The sequence below is a fragment of the Acinetobacter sp. ANC 4654 genome, from assembly GCF_002135425.1.
Taxonomy (GTDB): Bacteria; Pseudomonadota; Gammaproteobacteria; order Pseudomonadales; family Moraxellaceae; genus Acinetobacter; species Acinetobacter kyonggiensis.
Genome location: NZ_NEGL01000008.1, coordinates 128,455 through 142,951 on the forward strand (window position 1 = coordinate 128,455; position 14,497 = coordinate 142,951).

Here is a 14,497-nt window from a genome sequence, read left to right on the forward strand (position 1 = left end):
ACAAGCTACCTTCCTGTTGCAGTGGCGCTCACAATATCATTAAATAAAGGCAGACCCAAGTCAGCACTTCAGTCTAATCACTCTTACTAAGAATAAAAAAGTCTAAAAACAATGAATTTATCGATTAAAAATTGGCCTGAACAAGAACGTCCACGTGAACGTCTCATTCAACAAGGGGCCAGCAGCCTATCTGATGCAGAACTGCTTGCCATCTTTTTACGTTCGGGTTCCAAGCAACATTCAGCAGTACAACTTGCACGCATCATGTTGCAACATTATGGCGGATTAAATCCTATTTTTGATGCTACGCTTGAGGATTTAAGCCAGTTCCACGGTATTGGTGCAACTAAATATGCACAATTGATGGCAGTCAAAGAACTGGGGCGGCGTTATATCGCACAGCATTTAAAACAAGAAAAAATTGAATTGAGTAATTCGAAAACGTTATTGGATTTTTTGAAATTTGAATTGCTCGGTGAAAGCCAAGAGGTCTTTGCAGTACTATGCTTAGATGCACATTTAAGAAAAATAAGCTTTAAAAAAATGTTCTATGGTTCAGTGAATTCCTGTGAAATTTCGATTAATCAACTACTCCGCTATGCCATCAACCAGCATGCCAGTAGCATCGTCATCGCACATAATCATCCCTTTGGTCTGGCACAACCCTCAAATGCCGATATTGCATTAACCCAACGCATTATTCATGCCAGTCATTTATTAGAGATCCACTTAATGGATCATTGTATTATTTCAGCTGAAGGGACTTTCTCATTTGCCGAACATAAACTACTGCATCAGCCTGAATAAGATTGTAACCAATATTGACAAAAAGCTGAGTAACATTGAAGATCAGTAAAAATTTTGATGATCCTCATAACATGATTGTGCGTGACCAACCGAGTATATTTAGGCTGTTATTTTCTTGGCGTGGAACCATTCTTCCCAAGGTTTTACCACCTTTAGGTGTGGTCATGCTCATTTCTGCTGTGATTGGTGGATTATCCTATATTGGTTATTTTCATTTTCCAGAATTTCCCTTGGTTGGCTTCACCTTAATTGGTGTGGTTTTATCTATTTTTCTGGGCTTTAAAAATACCGCTTGTTACGACCGCTGGTGGGAAGCACGTAAACTTTGGGGCATGCTAATCGCCACTGCACGGCATTTTGACCGTGACTGCCGTATACTGACTCAAGGACGGCGTGAACGTATCGTTCAGCATGTGATTGTCTTTGCAAACGTATTACGTGATCGCTTGCGACATCAAACTGCAAATCCACTGGCATTGGTAGAAACCAGTGGCATGAGTCAGCAAGCATTAACCCAGCTTTATCAACAAGCCAATGCCCCACAGTACACCTTGAGTTTAATTCACTGGGAATTAATGCAGGCACTGAAAGAGGGTGAAATTTCCGATATTATTTATACTCAAATGAACCATCATGTGGCTGAACTGAGTTTGGTACAAACGGGTTGTGACCGAATTGCAACTACCCCGTTGCCCTTTGCTTATTCGGTATTACTCAATCGTACCGTCTATTTTTTCTGTTTTATATTGCCCTTTAGTTTAGGCTCAACTTTGGGTTTAGCCACGCCTTTACTGGTCGGTATTTTGGCTTATACCTTTTTAGGTTTAGATGCTTTAAGTTCAGAAATTGAAGAGCCTTTTGGTACGCAAAGTAATGACCTCCCTTTAGATGCAATGGTACGAACCATTGAAATTGAATTACTGGGAACTTTAGGTAAACCAACGCCTCCGCCAATTCAGGCACAGGATCATAATCTTTTATAAAAATACCTCCTTGCGCAGCAATGCTGCTCCCCCTTTGTTAAAGAGAGAAACAAATTCCTCTTTCATAAAGGGGGACTCAGGAGAATTAAAAATTAACGAAAACTCTCCCAAATTCCCACTTGTCCTTCTTTAAGCCTTGGAATATTGCCCAAGCGAATCCATGGCATATGATCGCCATGAAAATCGCTGCCCACAGAAACTTTTAAGCCATATTCAGCCACCATACGATCCACCATTTGACGGGTCGAAGCTGGCTCAATTGCAGGTGGCAACTCAACGGCATCGCCACCAAATTGGGCAAAAATCTCAATCAAGTAGCGAATATTGGTAGCGGATAGGTCATATTTCGTGGGATGCGCCAATACAGCATATCCTGCACTGGCATGAATGACCTGAATGGTTTCCGCCAAACCTAGCCCATCAAATTTTACATAGGCTTTTTTACCTTCCTTAATATATTTATCAAAAGCCTGTTGCGGGCGGCTGACAATGCCTTTTTCCACTAGGGTTTTAGCAATATGCGTTCGGGTAATACGGTCTGCAATCCCATCCACTTTGGCAATCACATCGGCATAAATGTCCTGACCAATCAGCGGAATCAGTAGGTCACAAATTTGTTTGGCACGAATGGATCGAATTTGTTTTTGTTGTTCCAGTAAAAGCAGCAAAGGTTCTGGATGCTGCATATTTAAGGCAACAATATGCACCCCATAACTTTTTTGCGTTGCTGGACGTGACCATTGACTGGAAATCTCTACACCAGAAATGATCCGCAAAGGTAAATCCTGTGCGGTTGCTTCAGCCTGTTTTAAGCCGTCCATGGTATCGTGGTCAGTCAGCGCAAGGGTATGAATACCTTTTTCAATGGCTGCATGCACAAGTTGTTCTGGAGACAAAGTTCCATCAGAAATATTACTGTGTGTATGTAAATCTACGCCTTGCATCACTTATACTATGTCATTTATTTGATCAGATTTAGATACTCTAACATGAAAGCACTTTTAGACTTTGTGCCACTCATTATTTTCTTTTATTTATATAAAACCGTTGATCCCAAAGATACTGAGCATCCCCTGCTGCAATTGATTGGTTCCGCAGGCGGTATAGATAATAATAATATTTTGGTTGCAACCTCTGGCCTCATTATTTCTATGCTTGTGGTATATGGCGCCTTGTTTGTTATACAAAAATTCCGTTTAGATAAACAACAATGGATTGTGTTGTTTATGACCGTGGTTTTTGGTGGCATTACCTTAATACTCAGCGATGATTTTTATATTCGTTTGAAAGCCGCACTGTTAAATATTGTCTTCGCAGCGGCATTCTTACTTTCCCCTTATTTCATGAAAGATAAGAAACCGCTGATTCAACGTTTATTTGGTCCCATTTTCAATTTAACCGAAAAAGGCTGGAAAAATTTAAACTTTGCTTGGGCAGCCATGTTTGCATTGATGTCTTGCTTACATATATTCTTCGCTTTTTTATTTGCAGGTGGAAAATATTGGGGTGAATTCACCGCATTTGGTGACATGATTGTGATGTTTTCCTTTATCATTATTCAGTTTATTGTCTTGCGTAAACATTTTAAGTCGCCTGAAGAATAATTTAGGTCAACTGATCGAGAAAAGAATATGCCTTTATTCGTCGTAAGCTGTACTGATCACGAAGGTACAGTTGAAAAACGCCTTGCTACACGCCCACAACATATTGCACGTCTACAAAAATTAAATGATGAAGGTCGTTTAATTGTAGCGGGTGCTATGCCAAAAGATCCAAGCAACCCACAAGCCGGATTTTATGGCAGTACCATTATTGTTGACTTTGAAACGCGTGAAGCACTGGATACATGGTTGCAAGAAGAGCCTTTCTTAAAAGAAGGCGTGTACAGTCATATTGATGTGAAACCTTTTAATAAAGCTTTCCCTCAAGGATAAAATCATGCGTGTTGTTGTCCCAAGCTTATTGGGTTTATCTTTAATGTGTTCTACGGCATGGGCAATTGAACCTGCTCCAGCTCCAGCACCTGTTGTTACTCCTGCTGTTCAAGCAACGACTGCAACACCATCATCACAAACATTACCTGCCAATAAACCCGGTATTATGCCTGCGGTTACCACAGTGAATCCCAATGGTCTACCGCAAGAAGCGAAGCCTTTAACAGCAGAACAACTTGCAAAAAATAAAGCCTTGCAAGATGCCAATGTGAAGGCTTTAGTTAAAGATCAAGCAACGCGTTTGCAACAATTAGAAAAAGCCAATTTAGATGCCTTAGCACAAAACCAAGAGCTACAACTGAAAAATGATAGCTTGGCAGTACAAGTCCAAGTTTTACAAAGTGAACGTAGCGCACAAATGTTTTTATACGGCGCTGCAACCATTGCAGCAGGTGTGCTATTGGGTTTCTTGGTTGCAAGCTATGTCTATACCAAACGTCGTCGACAATGGTAAACCCTCTCTTTCTATTTTTGTTTTAAAGGTTGCTTAGGTCTTGTCGAGTGCAATTCAAACCGCTGATCTAGATTGGCTATGCGTTGATGGCATTGTTATGCCCGTTTCCAAACAGTTTGGGCAGGCATATTTTTCTAACGCTAATGCCTTGTTCGAAGCACAACATGTCTTTCTTAATGGCAATGACCTCACCACACGTTTAACAAAATTAGCGGATTTTGAATATTTCTGTATCGGTGAAACGGCTTTTGCTACAGGGCTAAATGCTTTAACTTTATGGCAAATGTGGCAGCAACTTCGCCCGAATAATCATAGCCATCTACACCTCATAAGCGTGGAAAAACACCCACTGACCAAAGCGGATTTTATTCGTGCTGCAACTGTCTGGCCAGAGCTACAACCTTTAGCGCAACAACTGATTCAACAATATCCATTAGCCATCGCGGGCTGTCATCGACTTGATTTCCCAGCAGAGCGCTTTTCAATTGACTTATGGCTGGGTGATGCAAGTGAAGTTTTCCCTGTCATCGCCAAAACCAAAGCCGTCGATGCATGGTTTCTCAATAGTTTTTCATCTTCACAGCATCCCGATATCTGGCAAAAAAATGTTTTAAGTCAAATTATTAGGCTATCGGATGATGGAACAACGTTTGCCTCTTGCAGTGTTACCGATATTTTAAGACAAGGTCTAAGTGAGCATGGTATTTCGATTTCTTGCCCAGCGGGTTTTAACCACAAACCTCCAATGCTAAAAGCGATTTACAATCGTGCAAAATCGGACAATCACGGCTTAAACACGGCAACCACTCCAGCACAACACCAATTCAATGCAGCAGACTCCTTTCAACAACGTAAAATTGCGATCATTGGCGCGGGAATCGCGGGTTTAACGTGTGCCTATGCCTTTGCTAGGCGTGGTCATCAAGTAACGATTTACGATCAATCAGCGCCTCTTGCGGGTGCATCGGGTAATCCATTGGCATTGCTCAATCCCCGACTCGGAAGAATTAAGCAAAGTGCGCAGCATTTAGTCACTTTGGCATGGCAATATGCTATTCCACATTATGAAAAATTTAACGCTTTTCGCCCCATTCAGGTTAGCCAACTGGCGCTCAAAGCTGACGATGATTTACTTGAACTCGCAGCACAATATCCTCAAGGCATCTTTGCCACTGAACAAGAAAATATCAGCGATCTTGAAACGGCATATCCGAGCCTCAAACTCCTACGCGCAGGAACGGTTTCACCTCATCAATTACGTGATCAAATTTTAGAACATGCTTTCATTCAATTTCAGCACGCAGAAGTCAGCAACTTAAAAAAATTATCAGATTCAAATCAAAAAGCCAAAATTCAAGTCGTGGACATCAAGCAACAATGTTTAGGGAAATTTGATCATGTGATCGTCTGTGCGGCAATGAATAGCCAAAAACTTTCGCCACAACTCCCCCAACTTAAAGCCAATCGTGGACAAGTCAGTTGGCTGAATAATGCCAACTATCCGTTAAAATCGGATCAAGCCTATAGCTACGGCGGCTATTGCATGCAATTAGACCAGCAGCATCTGATTTTAGGGGCTTCATTTTATCCAGATCGAGAGGATGATGAGGTTCTAGCTGAGGATCATATGCATAACTATGCACTGATTCACAGTGTATTCCCCAATTATGCACAATCCTTAACAGCAATCGAAACTTGGCAAGGTCGTGCATCGGTACGCACGCAAAGTCCTGATTATTTTCCACTGCTTGGGAAAATTCAGCCCGATGCTGAAATTTATACCTTTACCGCTTTAGGCTCTAAAGGTTTTTTATTTGCACCGCTGTGTAGCGAAGTATTGGTCGCTCAAGTTTTAGCAGAAGCTTGCCCACTGACTTCATATTGGGTCAACAAACTCAGTCCACAGCGCTTCATTAAAAAAGTCAAACCGAAAAAACCCTACTATCAGAAACCCAATTAAACACCTTTTATCAGAAGCAAAAAAAATCCCGCTTTCAAAAAAAGGGGAATTAATTTTTTAACCATTAAAAAAGCGCCTTACGGCGCTTTTTCTTAAGCGCCCTGTTCTAAAGGGAAGCCTGCATCACGTGCAGCACGAGTGCCACCCATCAATACAACATACTCACGTGAACTGTCTAAGCTATCTAACTTTTCAGCAGCACGTGGTGCTTTACTACCGCCACCACATAAAATGTAAATGGGCTGATCCGACTCCACTTGAGTTAAGCTCACTGCACCCAAGTCATCAATGGGCTGATTTACAGCACCTTTAACATGACCTTCAGCGAAAGCTTTTGTATCACGAACATCCCAGATAATTGCATTTTCTGGGAACTCAAATGTTGTAATTTCTTGTTTACGGATCATTGTGCACTCCTTTGATGTAAACAACACTTGGCAAATGAAGAAAACATCCCTAGCATCTCAGATATTCTTTCCCTTTGTAAAGGTCTAAACCATGCCTTCTTTCGATATTGTCTCTGAATTAGAAATTTTTGAAGTAAATCATGCCGTTCAAAACACGCAAAAAGAAATTGCGACCCGTTTTGACTTCCGCGGTCAAGACGTTTCTATTGAACTCAGTGAAAAAAATAAAGAAATCAAAATCAGTGCCGAAAGTGATTTCCAATGTGAGCAAGTGTATACCATGCTGGAAAATCATTTCTTTAAGCGTAAAGTTGACATTCAAGCACTTGATCCGCAAAAAATGACCGCTTCAGGTAAAAATGTGATTCAAGTGATTAAACTGAAAGATGGTCTTGACTCAGATACCGCAAAAAAAATTAATAAAGCCATTAAAGAAAGTGGTGTGAAGGTGCAATCATCTATCCAAGGTGACAAAATTCGTGTGACAGATAAAAAACGCGATACTTTGCAACAAACCATGGCGTTCTTAAAAGAACAGCAATTTGGTGTGCCTTTACAGTTTAATAATTTCAAAGATTAATGCATTGATGCAATAAAAATTCGAGGAACTTCATGACAGCGACCAATCGTTTATCAAAACTGGTAAAAGCAACCGCTAAATTACCCAAAGGAATCCGCAGTACGCTGTGGAGCAAAGCGTTTGGTCGTATCGTACCAATGGTGGGGAGCGCAAATATTCGCTACCTCGAAGTGAGCCACGACAAAGTGGTGGTGAAAATCGAAAACCATCGCGCAATGCAAAATCATATTGGACAAGTTCATGCCTGTGCGATGGCACTGCTTGCGGAAACAGCAACAGGCTTCGTCACGGGAATGAATGTCCCTGACTCTTGTATTGTGTTAATCAAAAGTTTAAAAGTCGATTTTAAACGCCCATCTAAAGGCGCAATGACCGCAGTTGCCACATTAACAGATGAGCAGCAAAAGTTAATGCAAAGTTCTGAAAAAGGTGAAACCCTCGTTTCTGTGGTCGTCACAGATGAAACCAATCAAGAACCGATTCAATGTGAAATGCTTTGGGCTTGGGTGGCTAAATCACAATTAAAAAAATGATTGGTTCAAAATCAATCGACAAAAAAGCCCAATCATGATTGGGCTTTTTTATGGCTAAATTAATTCGGCTAAGTTACTTTGCTCACTGAGATGCTAAATATTTTTGTTTTACATCCTCTGGAATTTGACGCTTACCACCTTTCACATCGACTGCAACAAAAGTAAATACCCCTTCCGTCACACGAATCGGCTCACGTGAGCTGTCATGGCTATCCCAGACTTCAATTTGCATTTGAATGGAGGTATTGCCCACTTTTAAAATTTTGGTGTAACAACTGATCACATCACCGACTTTGACAGGAACCAAAAAAGTCATTTGATTAATCGAAATTGTTGCGCAACGTCCTTTACTAAAACGCTCTGCATGAATTGCACCGGCCAAGTCCATTTGTGAAACAATCCACCCACCAAAGACATCGCCACTCCAGTTGGTATCTGCTGGCATCGCAATGGTTTGCAGGGAAAGCGTTCCCTCTGGTTTTACATGAGTATCTGACACATTAGCTTCCTGTTTTGGCATTTAAGTGTTGATCTAGCCACTGTTGTAGCTCTGTAGATCGTAACGCACCACTTATTCTAGCAATTTCATGGGTTTTATTCATTAAAACTAAGGTGGGAATACTGCGCACATTAAACGCACTACTGAGTCGAGGCGATTCTTCAGTGTTAATTTTTGCAAAAATCACTTTGGGGTTTTGTGCAGCAACTTGTGCAAAATGCGGTGCCATCATCTTACAAGGGCCACACCATTCTGCCCATAAATCAATAAAAACAGGCAAGTCGCTATTGGCGATGAAATGACTAAAATTTTGCTCATTTAACTCAATCGGTGCCAAAGGAATAAGGGCTTGATGACATTGACCACAGCTTGGATTTACTTCTAGTTTATCTTCAGGCACTCGGTTTTTTGCACTACACGAAGGACAGACAATAATCATTTAATTCACTCCAATATGTTGATGTAAAAATTCTAATTGGGTTGATATCGCTTTTTCAAACCATTGACCATGATAAATATCAAAATGTTGCATATCCCACTCATGATATTGCACAAAAGGCGCAATATTGGTTGCCGTCTCACGACTGGACTCAATTGGAATCAAGCTATCTTGTTTCGAAGCAATAAAGAGTACAGGAACACTAATATTACGAGCATCCTGAATTGGCCGATAGCGAATTAAATTGAAAAAGACCCGTGCTGGAATCTCGCCACTCCAAAAATAATCTGGATTTACAATCGATAAATATCCATCATAACTATCTGCTGTCGGCATAAAACATAAGCCAGTTTTATCCACCACAGCTAAGGTTTTTGGAGACATGCCGACTTTCGCACCCATATAATCCTGACTGGATATTTTTAATGCTTTCGGGAGTTGCTGTAAAGAATAAAGCTTGGCACTTTCGGTTCCATCAACAAAAGGCACTTGAACCATAATTGCTTGAACATTTTTCAATTCCGCAGCCAAATTCAAAGCATAGCCCCCACTTAGCGAGGTTCCCCAAAGTACGATCCGTCGGGTATCAATCGATTTTCGTTCTAAAATATGCGCAATCATGGTTCGCCAATCTTCTAATTGCGATGTCAGCGATACCAACTCTCGTGGACGACCTGTACTTCCGCCCCAATAACGATAATCAAACAGCACCACGGCATAACCGGCTTGAGCAAAACGCTTGGCATATTGAACCAATTTAAACTGGCGTAAAGCAGCTAAACCATGTGCCATAATAATGACAGCGGGCTTATTTTCAGTTTTTGGACGGTAAAAATCTGCAGCAATCACTTCTTGCCCACTTTTTACATACAGCGGTTCAACTGTATAGGAATGCATACGCGCTCCATTGCTTTATTTTATGGTTGTAATCGTTTATAAAAAAATTTAACAGCTTAAACTCGAGTTTAAGCTTAATGCTATCATAAAGCATAAATCTATTTAGCGAATTATGGAGTGACAGAATGACTGAAAATGTCGGCTTTGCAGGTCAAATTAGCCCAGAACACGTAGCACAAGTTGTTGAGAAAGGTTTTAAATCGATTATTAACAATCGTCCAGATATGGAAGGTGGCCCAGAACAACCAACCAGTGCTCAAATTGAAGAGTCTGCACGCAATGCTGGTTTAGATTATGTTTATCAACCTGTTGTTGCGGGTCAAATTACCGAAGTTGATGTACGTACATTTGCCAATCATTTTAATGAACTGCCTAAACCCGTTTTGATGTTCTGCCGTACAGGTAACCGTTCAAATAATTTATACCAGCTTGCCAAACAAATGGATTTATTAGATGACTAAACGCGTTTTATCAACGCTTTTATATTGCTTGTGTTTGACCTGCTCAGCTGATTTATTTGCTCAGAATGATGTTTTAAGTAAAACTTTAAATGCACAAGTCAGTGTTGCAGGTCAAATGACAACAGATAAATTCCAACAACTGATCAAAGCTGGTTTTAAATCGGTGATTATCAACCGCCCTGATCAGGAACAAGGGAATACTGTTTCAGTGGCTCAATTGCGCCAAATTGCTGAACAGTCACAAGTCAGTGTGATTTACCAACCTATACTAAGCGGTAAAATTTCTCAAACAGACGTGACTGAATTTGCAAAATATTATAATGAGCTACCAAAACCAATCCTGATGGTCTGCCGCAGTGGTTCTCGCTCGAGCATATTATTTAATCAGGCTAAATCTCAAGGCTTGCTCAATGAATAAAATTTTAATTGTCTTTTTATGTATACTCACAATCAGCGGCTGTAGTTCTATGAATGTTAGACCTACAGTTGGCGTAAGTGTCGGGACTTCAATTTAGAACATTTACTGTCATAAAAAACAGCGCCGAAGCGCTGTTTTTTATTTAAGATACAAATTATTTATAATTATTACACGTTGAATAATCAGTACCATATGGGCTAGCATCATCTGGTCGCCATTTACCGTCTACATCATCCACATCAGCATCTGCAACAGGAGGTGTAAACGATAATGCTGTTAAATTTTCTTTAGTTGAAACAGTTGTTGATGCATTGATATTCACACGTAACCAATTTGAGTAATTACGACCATAACGAACTTTGAAATCAAATTTACCTTGTGAATCCGTAGTAAAGGTAGTATTTGTTCCCAAAATAGAATTATTTTTCCCCAAAATTGCTATAGGATTTGGGAATTCATTTGAAGGGCACTCAATAAACGTTGTAATACGTTTAGAAACACTATTCTCATATGTCATGTAGTCACGAGACCAACGCAAAGAAGAGAACCATGCCCATAGACCATCTGGACCTTGTCCATAAGCATAATCTCGAACCCAATTAAAACGTCCCTTATAGAAACTTACCAAATCTAAAGAGATACTAATTGTTTTGTTAGCAATCGGATTTCCTGCGGTATCTACAACAGAGGCCGTAAATTCCTTATAGTAATTCGTATTATCATTCGCTTCTTTTAAAACTAGATGGTTCTGAGCTACTGTGATAAAAGCAGACTGAGTTGCAACTGTTAATAATAGATTTGGTGAATAAACAGGTTGAGGCGCTACTGCAGTACCAGTCGATGCTTGAATTTCAACTCCTCCCCCCAGAGTCTGAGCATCACCTGCAGTATAAATCACTGTAGCTCGTCCAGCACTATCCGTTACAGCAGATGGTTGAGATAAACTGCCATTCGATGATGTATCTTTTAATGTTGTAAATTTAACTGATACACCTGGAACTGGAGAACCATTTTTATCTTTTACCAATGCAATAACTTTAGTATTTGCTTTTGGAGCTAAAACACTTGCTTCAGATTGAAGCGAAATAGTCTCAGGAGCTCCAGCACTGATTTTTTGCGCAATATAAATCACATTGGAACCAAACTGAGCAGACACCGTCGCGATAGAAGCAATTGCACCAGTCAAATTAGTAGTTGCATTCCCTACCCATTGACCATTTTCTTGACGAACATTTGTAATTGTAGCTGTTGCAGGAGAAACTGTACCATTCGTTGTGTCAAAATTTACACTTTTCCCAAGTAATGCTGCTTGTGACGTAGCATTTATTTGAACAGTAATAGGCTTAACTTCACCAACACCAACTGGGTTTAAGTTCGATACAGGTTCAAGCACATTATTTGAGACATTAGCAATTAATGTAACGAAATCCGTTGTTAAAAGATTGCTAACTGATTGATTTCCTGTTGAAACAGTAATTTTTCCAGTCAATTCCAATTTATGATTGGCTTGCGCAAATACAGTGTTATATGGCACTTGGAAAATAGCTTTCCCCGCTGCATTTGTTGTAAGTGTTGCTCCAACTTGATTACCAGTACTATCAAGTAAGCTTGCTGTTGCACCTATTAAAGGATTTCCAACAGCATCTACTGCGGTTAAAGTGATACTTGCATTATTTCCTACCTCAAGTAAATTTACATCCGAGGTAATTGCAACTGACGTTCCTGTTACAGGGATTTCTATTTCCTGTTTTGCAGAACCTGAAGAAACAATAACAGTAATAGTTCTATTAATACGTTGACTTAGTGTTGAATTAACTAAGCTAATATCTGTAGTTATAATTCCACTGGTATTACTTACTAAATTAGTTGAAGTACTAAGACTTGCCCCAGTTGTTTGAGCATCTTTAATTTCAACTTTAACATTTGCATTTGAAATTACACCACCACTTTTATCAAGTGTACGAATGGTTAATGTTAAGGTATCTTGACCACCAGCATTTAAACTACTTTTGCTCTGCGCTATAGATAATAATTCTGTGCTTGATGTATTTGTTGATCCATTCGACCCACTAGAAGAGTTACTTCCACTACCTGTATTAAAGTATCCTTCACTACCACCACCACCACAACTTGCCAATAAAATCGCTAATGCGACAGTAGTAAGTTTCAAACTGACTTGTTTTTTATTCATTTTAATTCCCCAAAAACCTCTAGATGCTCGAGTTATAATCTAATTTTTCAATCTCGGATATGTAACCATAGAAGTTGCTTTATGTAAATAAAAGCATGTTAAATGTTTTGCTGTGTTAATCTGAAATTATTTTTATACTAATTAATACTTTATGTATAACATCATTAGCATCGGTGCTGGTACAGTAGGTATTTCAGCATATAAAGAAGTCTTAAAACACTAAAAATATTCTTATTATTAATGAAGACTCATAGGATACCACTTGTGCTCGCATAAGATGTATGTCAAGTAAAGCAACCTGAGTTCGACGAAATATTTTTAACCTTTTAGCATATTCTGGAAAGTTGGCTTATTTGGATTTAAGCAATAAGCCACTACAACAGCCATAATATTCACCATAAAGTTATTGACCGAACGATAACGTCAATGTTCAAGTTGATGCAAGTTTTTAACTGATCATTCAGTGTTTCGATTAATCCTCTCTTGTAAATCAATTATTTTTCATATTCTTGCGTAATGGAGTCAATAGTTTTAGCCTCCTTGCTGCTAAAGCTTTAGCTTTTGCTTTACTCAAATAGCCTTTATCTCCCAGTAAAATGCCTTTTAATTCTTTCGTTAAAGATTCAAGTAAAGCAACATCATGAACATTTCCTGATGTAACTTTGAGATTAATAATTTCACCTAAATTATTGATAATTAGATGTACTTTAAATCCATGAAACCAACCTGTACTACTTTTCCCACGACCAGCTAAGGCTTTAAATACACAGTGTCTTTTAATTCGAAGATTATGGCAAACGACCAATTTAGTTGAATCAATAATATAGATCCCTGTATCTTCTCCTTTAACTTGATGGAAGAAACGACTTAAAGCTTGTAGGCAACGTGGTATAATTTCAATAAAGCGGTTGTAGCTAAAAAGCTTGGGAAAGCTGATTTCCAACATGGAACGATCATTTGGCAATAAAAATATTTGAAAAATCTAAACCCAGATTTATGAAATAAAATGACAATAGTCATCGCTTCAGACAAACTTAAAGCTAATTTTTTGATCAGAAATTAAAGCTCTCTCTAAAGATTCATTAAAATTTTTGCAGAATTCATCCAAAATACAAAATAATTAGGTAATATAATCCATGAAAAAAAGCCTTGCTCTGAAATTTTTTATCTTGGTAACCAAGATGTTACAGATGCTAAGGCTTTTTTCATTTATTTTTTATGTCAAACTCAGGTTAGTAGAATTATCAAAATCTAACTTGCATAAGCAATACAACGTTTAGGTATAAAATTGGTTTTGATCAGCTCTAATCTTCAAAATCTCGCTCAAACAGAACTAAGTCAAAAATTAGATATCAAATTCGAAATATTACTAACTTCTATTAGGATCTATTGAGCATTAGATAATTATTATCCCAAGTTTATAACCACAAGATAAATACATACAGATGTCCAATGGGTAAAATAGAATCTCTCTGCTTAGGTATAGTTACAGATAATGAACCTTCGTAGTAAAAATAATAGGTATTGAGCATGTATTTCGTGTATTTAAGACTTTCAAAGCGGTATCGAAATAGCGGTAAAAGACTTAGTTTAAGATTCAACGTAATGCTGGAATTTACAATTTAGAAATCCACTTAAATGGTTGCCAATCGATCACTCTAGATGCAGAAAATGGCAAGGCTATCTTAACCTCTGTTCCTTCTGCGACTCATCCGATGATTATTATTGCTTTAGCAGAGAAAGATATTCTTTTAGGGCAATTATTATACATGCTAAAAAATAGCAGTAATTTAATACAGCAAGAAGCTTCATAATAAAGGTGCTGGAGTTCTTGAGTATTTTTACTCCCCCCTAATATTTGATTTATCAACTTC

General features: G+C 38.9%; 16 protein-coding genes and 3 pseudogenes. 12 read left to right on the forward strand and 7 right to left on the reverse strand.

Annotated features, from left to right (window positions below; genetic code table 11):
- The first annotated feature begins 111 nt into the window (after positions 1-111).
- The gene (radC, locus tag B9T24_RS13345; protein ID WP_086166220.1) at positions 112-807 is read left to right on the forward strand and encodes a RadC family protein; all 696 of its coding nucleotides are present in this window, start codon (positions 112-114) and stop codon (positions 805-807) included.
- A 71-nt stretch (positions 808-878) separates the two neighbouring features.
- On the forward strand, positions 879-1,790 hold the full coding sequence (locus B9T24_RS13350) for a bestrophin family protein (RefSeq protein WP_086166221.1): 912 nt from the start codon (positions 879-881) through the stop codon (positions 1,788-1,790).
- 92 nt (positions 1,791-1,882) lie between these two features.
- Here the strand turns inward: B9T24_RS13350 and B9T24_RS13355 are convergent, their stop codons facing one another.
- Positions 1,883-2,734 (reverse strand): PHP domain-containing protein, encoded by an 852-nt coding sequence (locus B9T24_RS13355; RefSeq protein WP_086166222.1) that lies wholly within the window; start codon positions 2,732-2,734, stop codon positions 1,883-1,885.
- A 45-nt stretch (positions 2,735-2,779) separates the two neighbouring features.
- Between B9T24_RS13355 and B9T24_RS13360 the strand changes: the two genes are divergently transcribed.
- From B9T24_RS13360 to mnmC, 4 genes are read left to right on the forward strand one after another with little or no spacing between them, the layout of a single operon-like run.
- Entirely contained in the window at positions 2,780-3,394 is a 615-nt protein-coding gene (locus B9T24_RS13360) for an inner membrane-spanning protein YciB (protein ID WP_004650287.1), read from the forward strand.
- 27 nt (positions 3,395-3,421) lie between these two features.
- Positions 3,422-3,724, forward strand: a complete 303-nt coding sequence (locus tag B9T24_RS13365) for a YciI family protein (RefSeq protein ID WP_074947397.1) — start codon at positions 3,422-3,424, stop codon at positions 3,722-3,724.
- Positions 3,725-3,728: 4 nt separating this feature from the next.
- Positions 3,729-4,238 carry a hypothetical protein gene (locus tag B9T24_RS13370; RefSeq protein WP_086166223.1) on the forward strand — a complete coding sequence of 170 codons (510 nt, stop codon included), beginning with the start codon at positions 3,729-3,731 and terminating at the stop codon, positions 4,236-4,238.
- A 40-nt stretch (positions 4,239-4,278) separates the two neighbouring features.
- On the forward strand, positions 4,279-6,198 hold the full coding sequence (mnmC, locus tag B9T24_RS13375; protein WP_086166224.1) for an FAD-dependent 5-carboxymethylaminomethyl-2-thiouridine(34) oxidoreductase MnmC: 1,920 nt from the start codon (positions 4,279-4,281) through the stop codon (positions 6,196-6,198).
- Positions 6,199-6,290: 92 nt separating this feature from the next.
- On the opposite strand, the gene B9T24_RS13380 is transcribed toward mnmC, so the two are convergent.
- Entirely contained in the window at positions 6,291-6,605 is a 315-nt protein-coding gene (locus B9T24_RS13380; RefSeq protein ID WP_004650292.1) for a rhodanese-like domain-containing protein, read from the reverse strand.
- 91 nt (positions 6,606-6,696) lie between these two features.
- Between B9T24_RS13380 and B9T24_RS13385 the strand changes: the two genes are divergently transcribed.
- Together B9T24_RS13385 and B9T24_RS13390 are read left to right on the forward strand one after the other, a co-directional pair.
- On the forward strand, positions 6,697-7,185 hold the full coding sequence (locus B9T24_RS13385) for a YajQ family cyclic di-GMP-binding protein (protein ID WP_086166225.1): 489 nt from the start codon (positions 6,697-6,699) through the stop codon (positions 7,183-7,185).
- Positions 7,186-7,217: 32 nt separating this feature from the next.
- Entirely contained in the window at positions 7,218-7,718 is a 501-nt protein-coding gene (locus tag B9T24_RS13390) for a DUF4442 domain-containing protein (RefSeq protein WP_074947392.1), read from the forward strand.
- Between the two features lie 82 nt (positions 7,719-7,800).
- Here the strand turns inward: B9T24_RS13390 and B9T24_RS13395 are convergent, their stop codons facing one another.
- The 3 genes from B9T24_RS13395 to B9T24_RS13405 are packed head-to-tail and all read right to left on the reverse strand — an operon-like array spanning position 7,801 to position 9,553.
- Positions 7,801-8,238 carry an acyl-CoA thioesterase gene (locus B9T24_RS13395; protein ID WP_413772579.1) on the reverse strand — a complete coding sequence of 146 codons (438 nt, stop codon included), beginning with the start codon at positions 8,236-8,238 and terminating at the stop codon, positions 7,801-7,803.
- Positions 8,219-8,656, reverse strand: coding sequence for a thioredoxin TrxC (gene trxC, locus B9T24_RS13400; protein WP_004650296.1), 438 nt, complete (start codon positions 8,654-8,656; stop codon positions 8,219-8,221). Before trxC ends, B9T24_RS13395 begins: the two co-directional genes overlap by 20 nt.
- Positions 8,657-9,553: an alpha/beta hydrolase gene (locus B9T24_RS13405; protein WP_086166226.1), complete on the reverse strand. Its 897-nt coding sequence runs from the start codon at positions 9,551-9,553 to the stop codon at positions 8,657-8,659.
- Between the two features lie 125 nt (positions 9,554-9,678).
- On the opposite strand from B9T24_RS13405, the gene B9T24_RS13410 reads away from it, so the two are divergent.
- Both B9T24_RS13410 and B9T24_RS13415 read left to right on the forward strand, forming a co-directional pair.
- Positions 9,679-10,014, forward strand: coding sequence for a TIGR01244 family sulfur transferase (locus B9T24_RS13410; RefSeq protein WP_086166227.1), 336 nt, complete (start codon positions 9,679-9,681; stop codon positions 10,012-10,014).
- Entirely contained in the window at positions 10,007-10,432 is a 426-nt protein-coding gene (locus B9T24_RS13415; protein WP_086166228.1) for a beta-lactamase hydrolase domain-containing protein, read from the forward strand. Before B9T24_RS13410 ends, B9T24_RS13415 begins: the two co-directional genes overlap by 8 nt.
- 154 nt (positions 10,433-10,586) lie before the next feature.
- Here B9T24_RS13415 and B9T24_RS13420 read toward each other — a convergent pair whose 3' ends face one another.
- On the reverse strand, positions 10,587-12,623 hold the full coding sequence (locus tag B9T24_RS13420; RefSeq protein WP_086166229.1) for an Ig-like domain-containing protein: 2,037 nt from the start codon (positions 12,621-12,623) through the stop codon (positions 10,587-10,589).
- Between the two features lie 151 nt (positions 12,624-12,774).
- Between B9T24_RS13420 and B9T24_RS17160 the strand changes: the two are divergent.
- Positions 12,775-12,874, forward strand: a pseudogene (locus tag B9T24_RS17160) (hypothetical protein); the annotation flags it as partial.
- Between the two features lie 67 nt (positions 12,875-12,941).
- On the opposite strand, the pseudogene B9T24_RS13425 reads toward B9T24_RS17160, so the two are convergent.
- Positions 12,942-13,734, reverse strand: a pseudogene (locus B9T24_RS13425) (IS982 family transposase).
- 514 nt (positions 13,735-14,248) lie between these two features.
- Here B9T24_RS13425 and B9T24_RS17165 point away from each other — a divergent pair.
- Positions 14,249-14,437, forward strand: a pseudogene (locus B9T24_RS17165) (roadblock/LC7 domain-containing protein); the annotation flags it as partial.
- Positions 14,438-14,497 lie beyond the last annotated feature (60 nt).

Bases quoted from the DNA above. Each gene is read 5' to 3' on its own strand.
- radC (WP_086166220.1), top strand. From the start codon at position 112: ATGAATTTATCGATTAAAAATTGGCCTGAACAAGAACGTCCACGTGAA.
- B9T24_RS13350 (WP_086166221.1), top strand. From the start codon at position 879: ATGATTGTGCGTGACCAACCGAGTATATTTAGGCTGTTATTTTCTTGG.
- B9T24_RS13355 (WP_086166222.1), bottom strand. From the start codon at position 2,734: ATGCAAGGCGTAGATTTACATACACACAGTAATATTTCTGATGGAACT.
- B9T24_RS13360 (WP_004650287.1), top strand. From the start codon at position 2,780: ATGAAAGCACTTTTAGACTTTGTGCCACTCATTATTTTCTTTTATTTA.
- B9T24_RS13365 (WP_074947397.1), top strand. From the start codon at position 3,422: ATGCCTTTATTCGTCGTAAGCTGTACTGATCACGAAGGTACAGTTGAA.
- B9T24_RS13370 (WP_086166223.1), top strand. From the start codon at position 3,729: ATGCGTGTTGTTGTCCCAAGCTTATTGGGTTTATCTTTAATGTGTTCT.
- B9T24_RS13380 (WP_004650292.1), bottom strand. From the start codon at position 6,605: ATGATCCGTAAACAAGAAATTACAACATTTGAGTTCCCAGAAAATGCA.
- B9T24_RS13385 (WP_086166225.1), top strand. From the start codon at position 6,697: ATGCCTTCTTTCGATATTGTCTCTGAATTAGAAATTTTTGAAGTAAAT.
- B9T24_RS13390 (WP_074947392.1), top strand. From the start codon at position 7,218: ATGACAGCGACCAATCGTTTATCAAAACTGGTAAAAGCAACCGCTAAA.
- B9T24_RS13395 (WP_413772579.1), bottom strand. From the start codon at position 8,238: ATGCCAAAACAGGAAGCTAATGTGTCAGATACTCATGTAAAACCAGAG.
- trxC (WP_004650296.1), bottom strand. From the start codon at position 8,656: ATGATTATTGTCTGTCCTTCGTGTAGTGCAAAAAACCGAGTGCCTGAA.
- B9T24_RS13405 (WP_086166226.1), bottom strand. From the start codon at position 9,553: ATGCATTCCTATACAGTTGAACCGCTGTATGTAAAAAGTGGGCAAGAA.
- B9T24_RS13410 (WP_086166227.1), top strand. From the start codon at position 9,679: ATGACTGAAAATGTCGGCTTTGCAGGTCAAATTAGCCCAGAACACGTA.
- B9T24_RS13415 (WP_086166228.1), top strand. From the start codon at position 10,007: ATGACTAAACGCGTTTTATCAACGCTTTTATATTGCTTGTGTTTGACC.
- B9T24_RS13420 (WP_086166229.1), bottom strand. From the start codon at position 12,623: ATGAATAAAAAACAAGTCAGTTTGAAACTTACTACTGTCGCATTAGCG.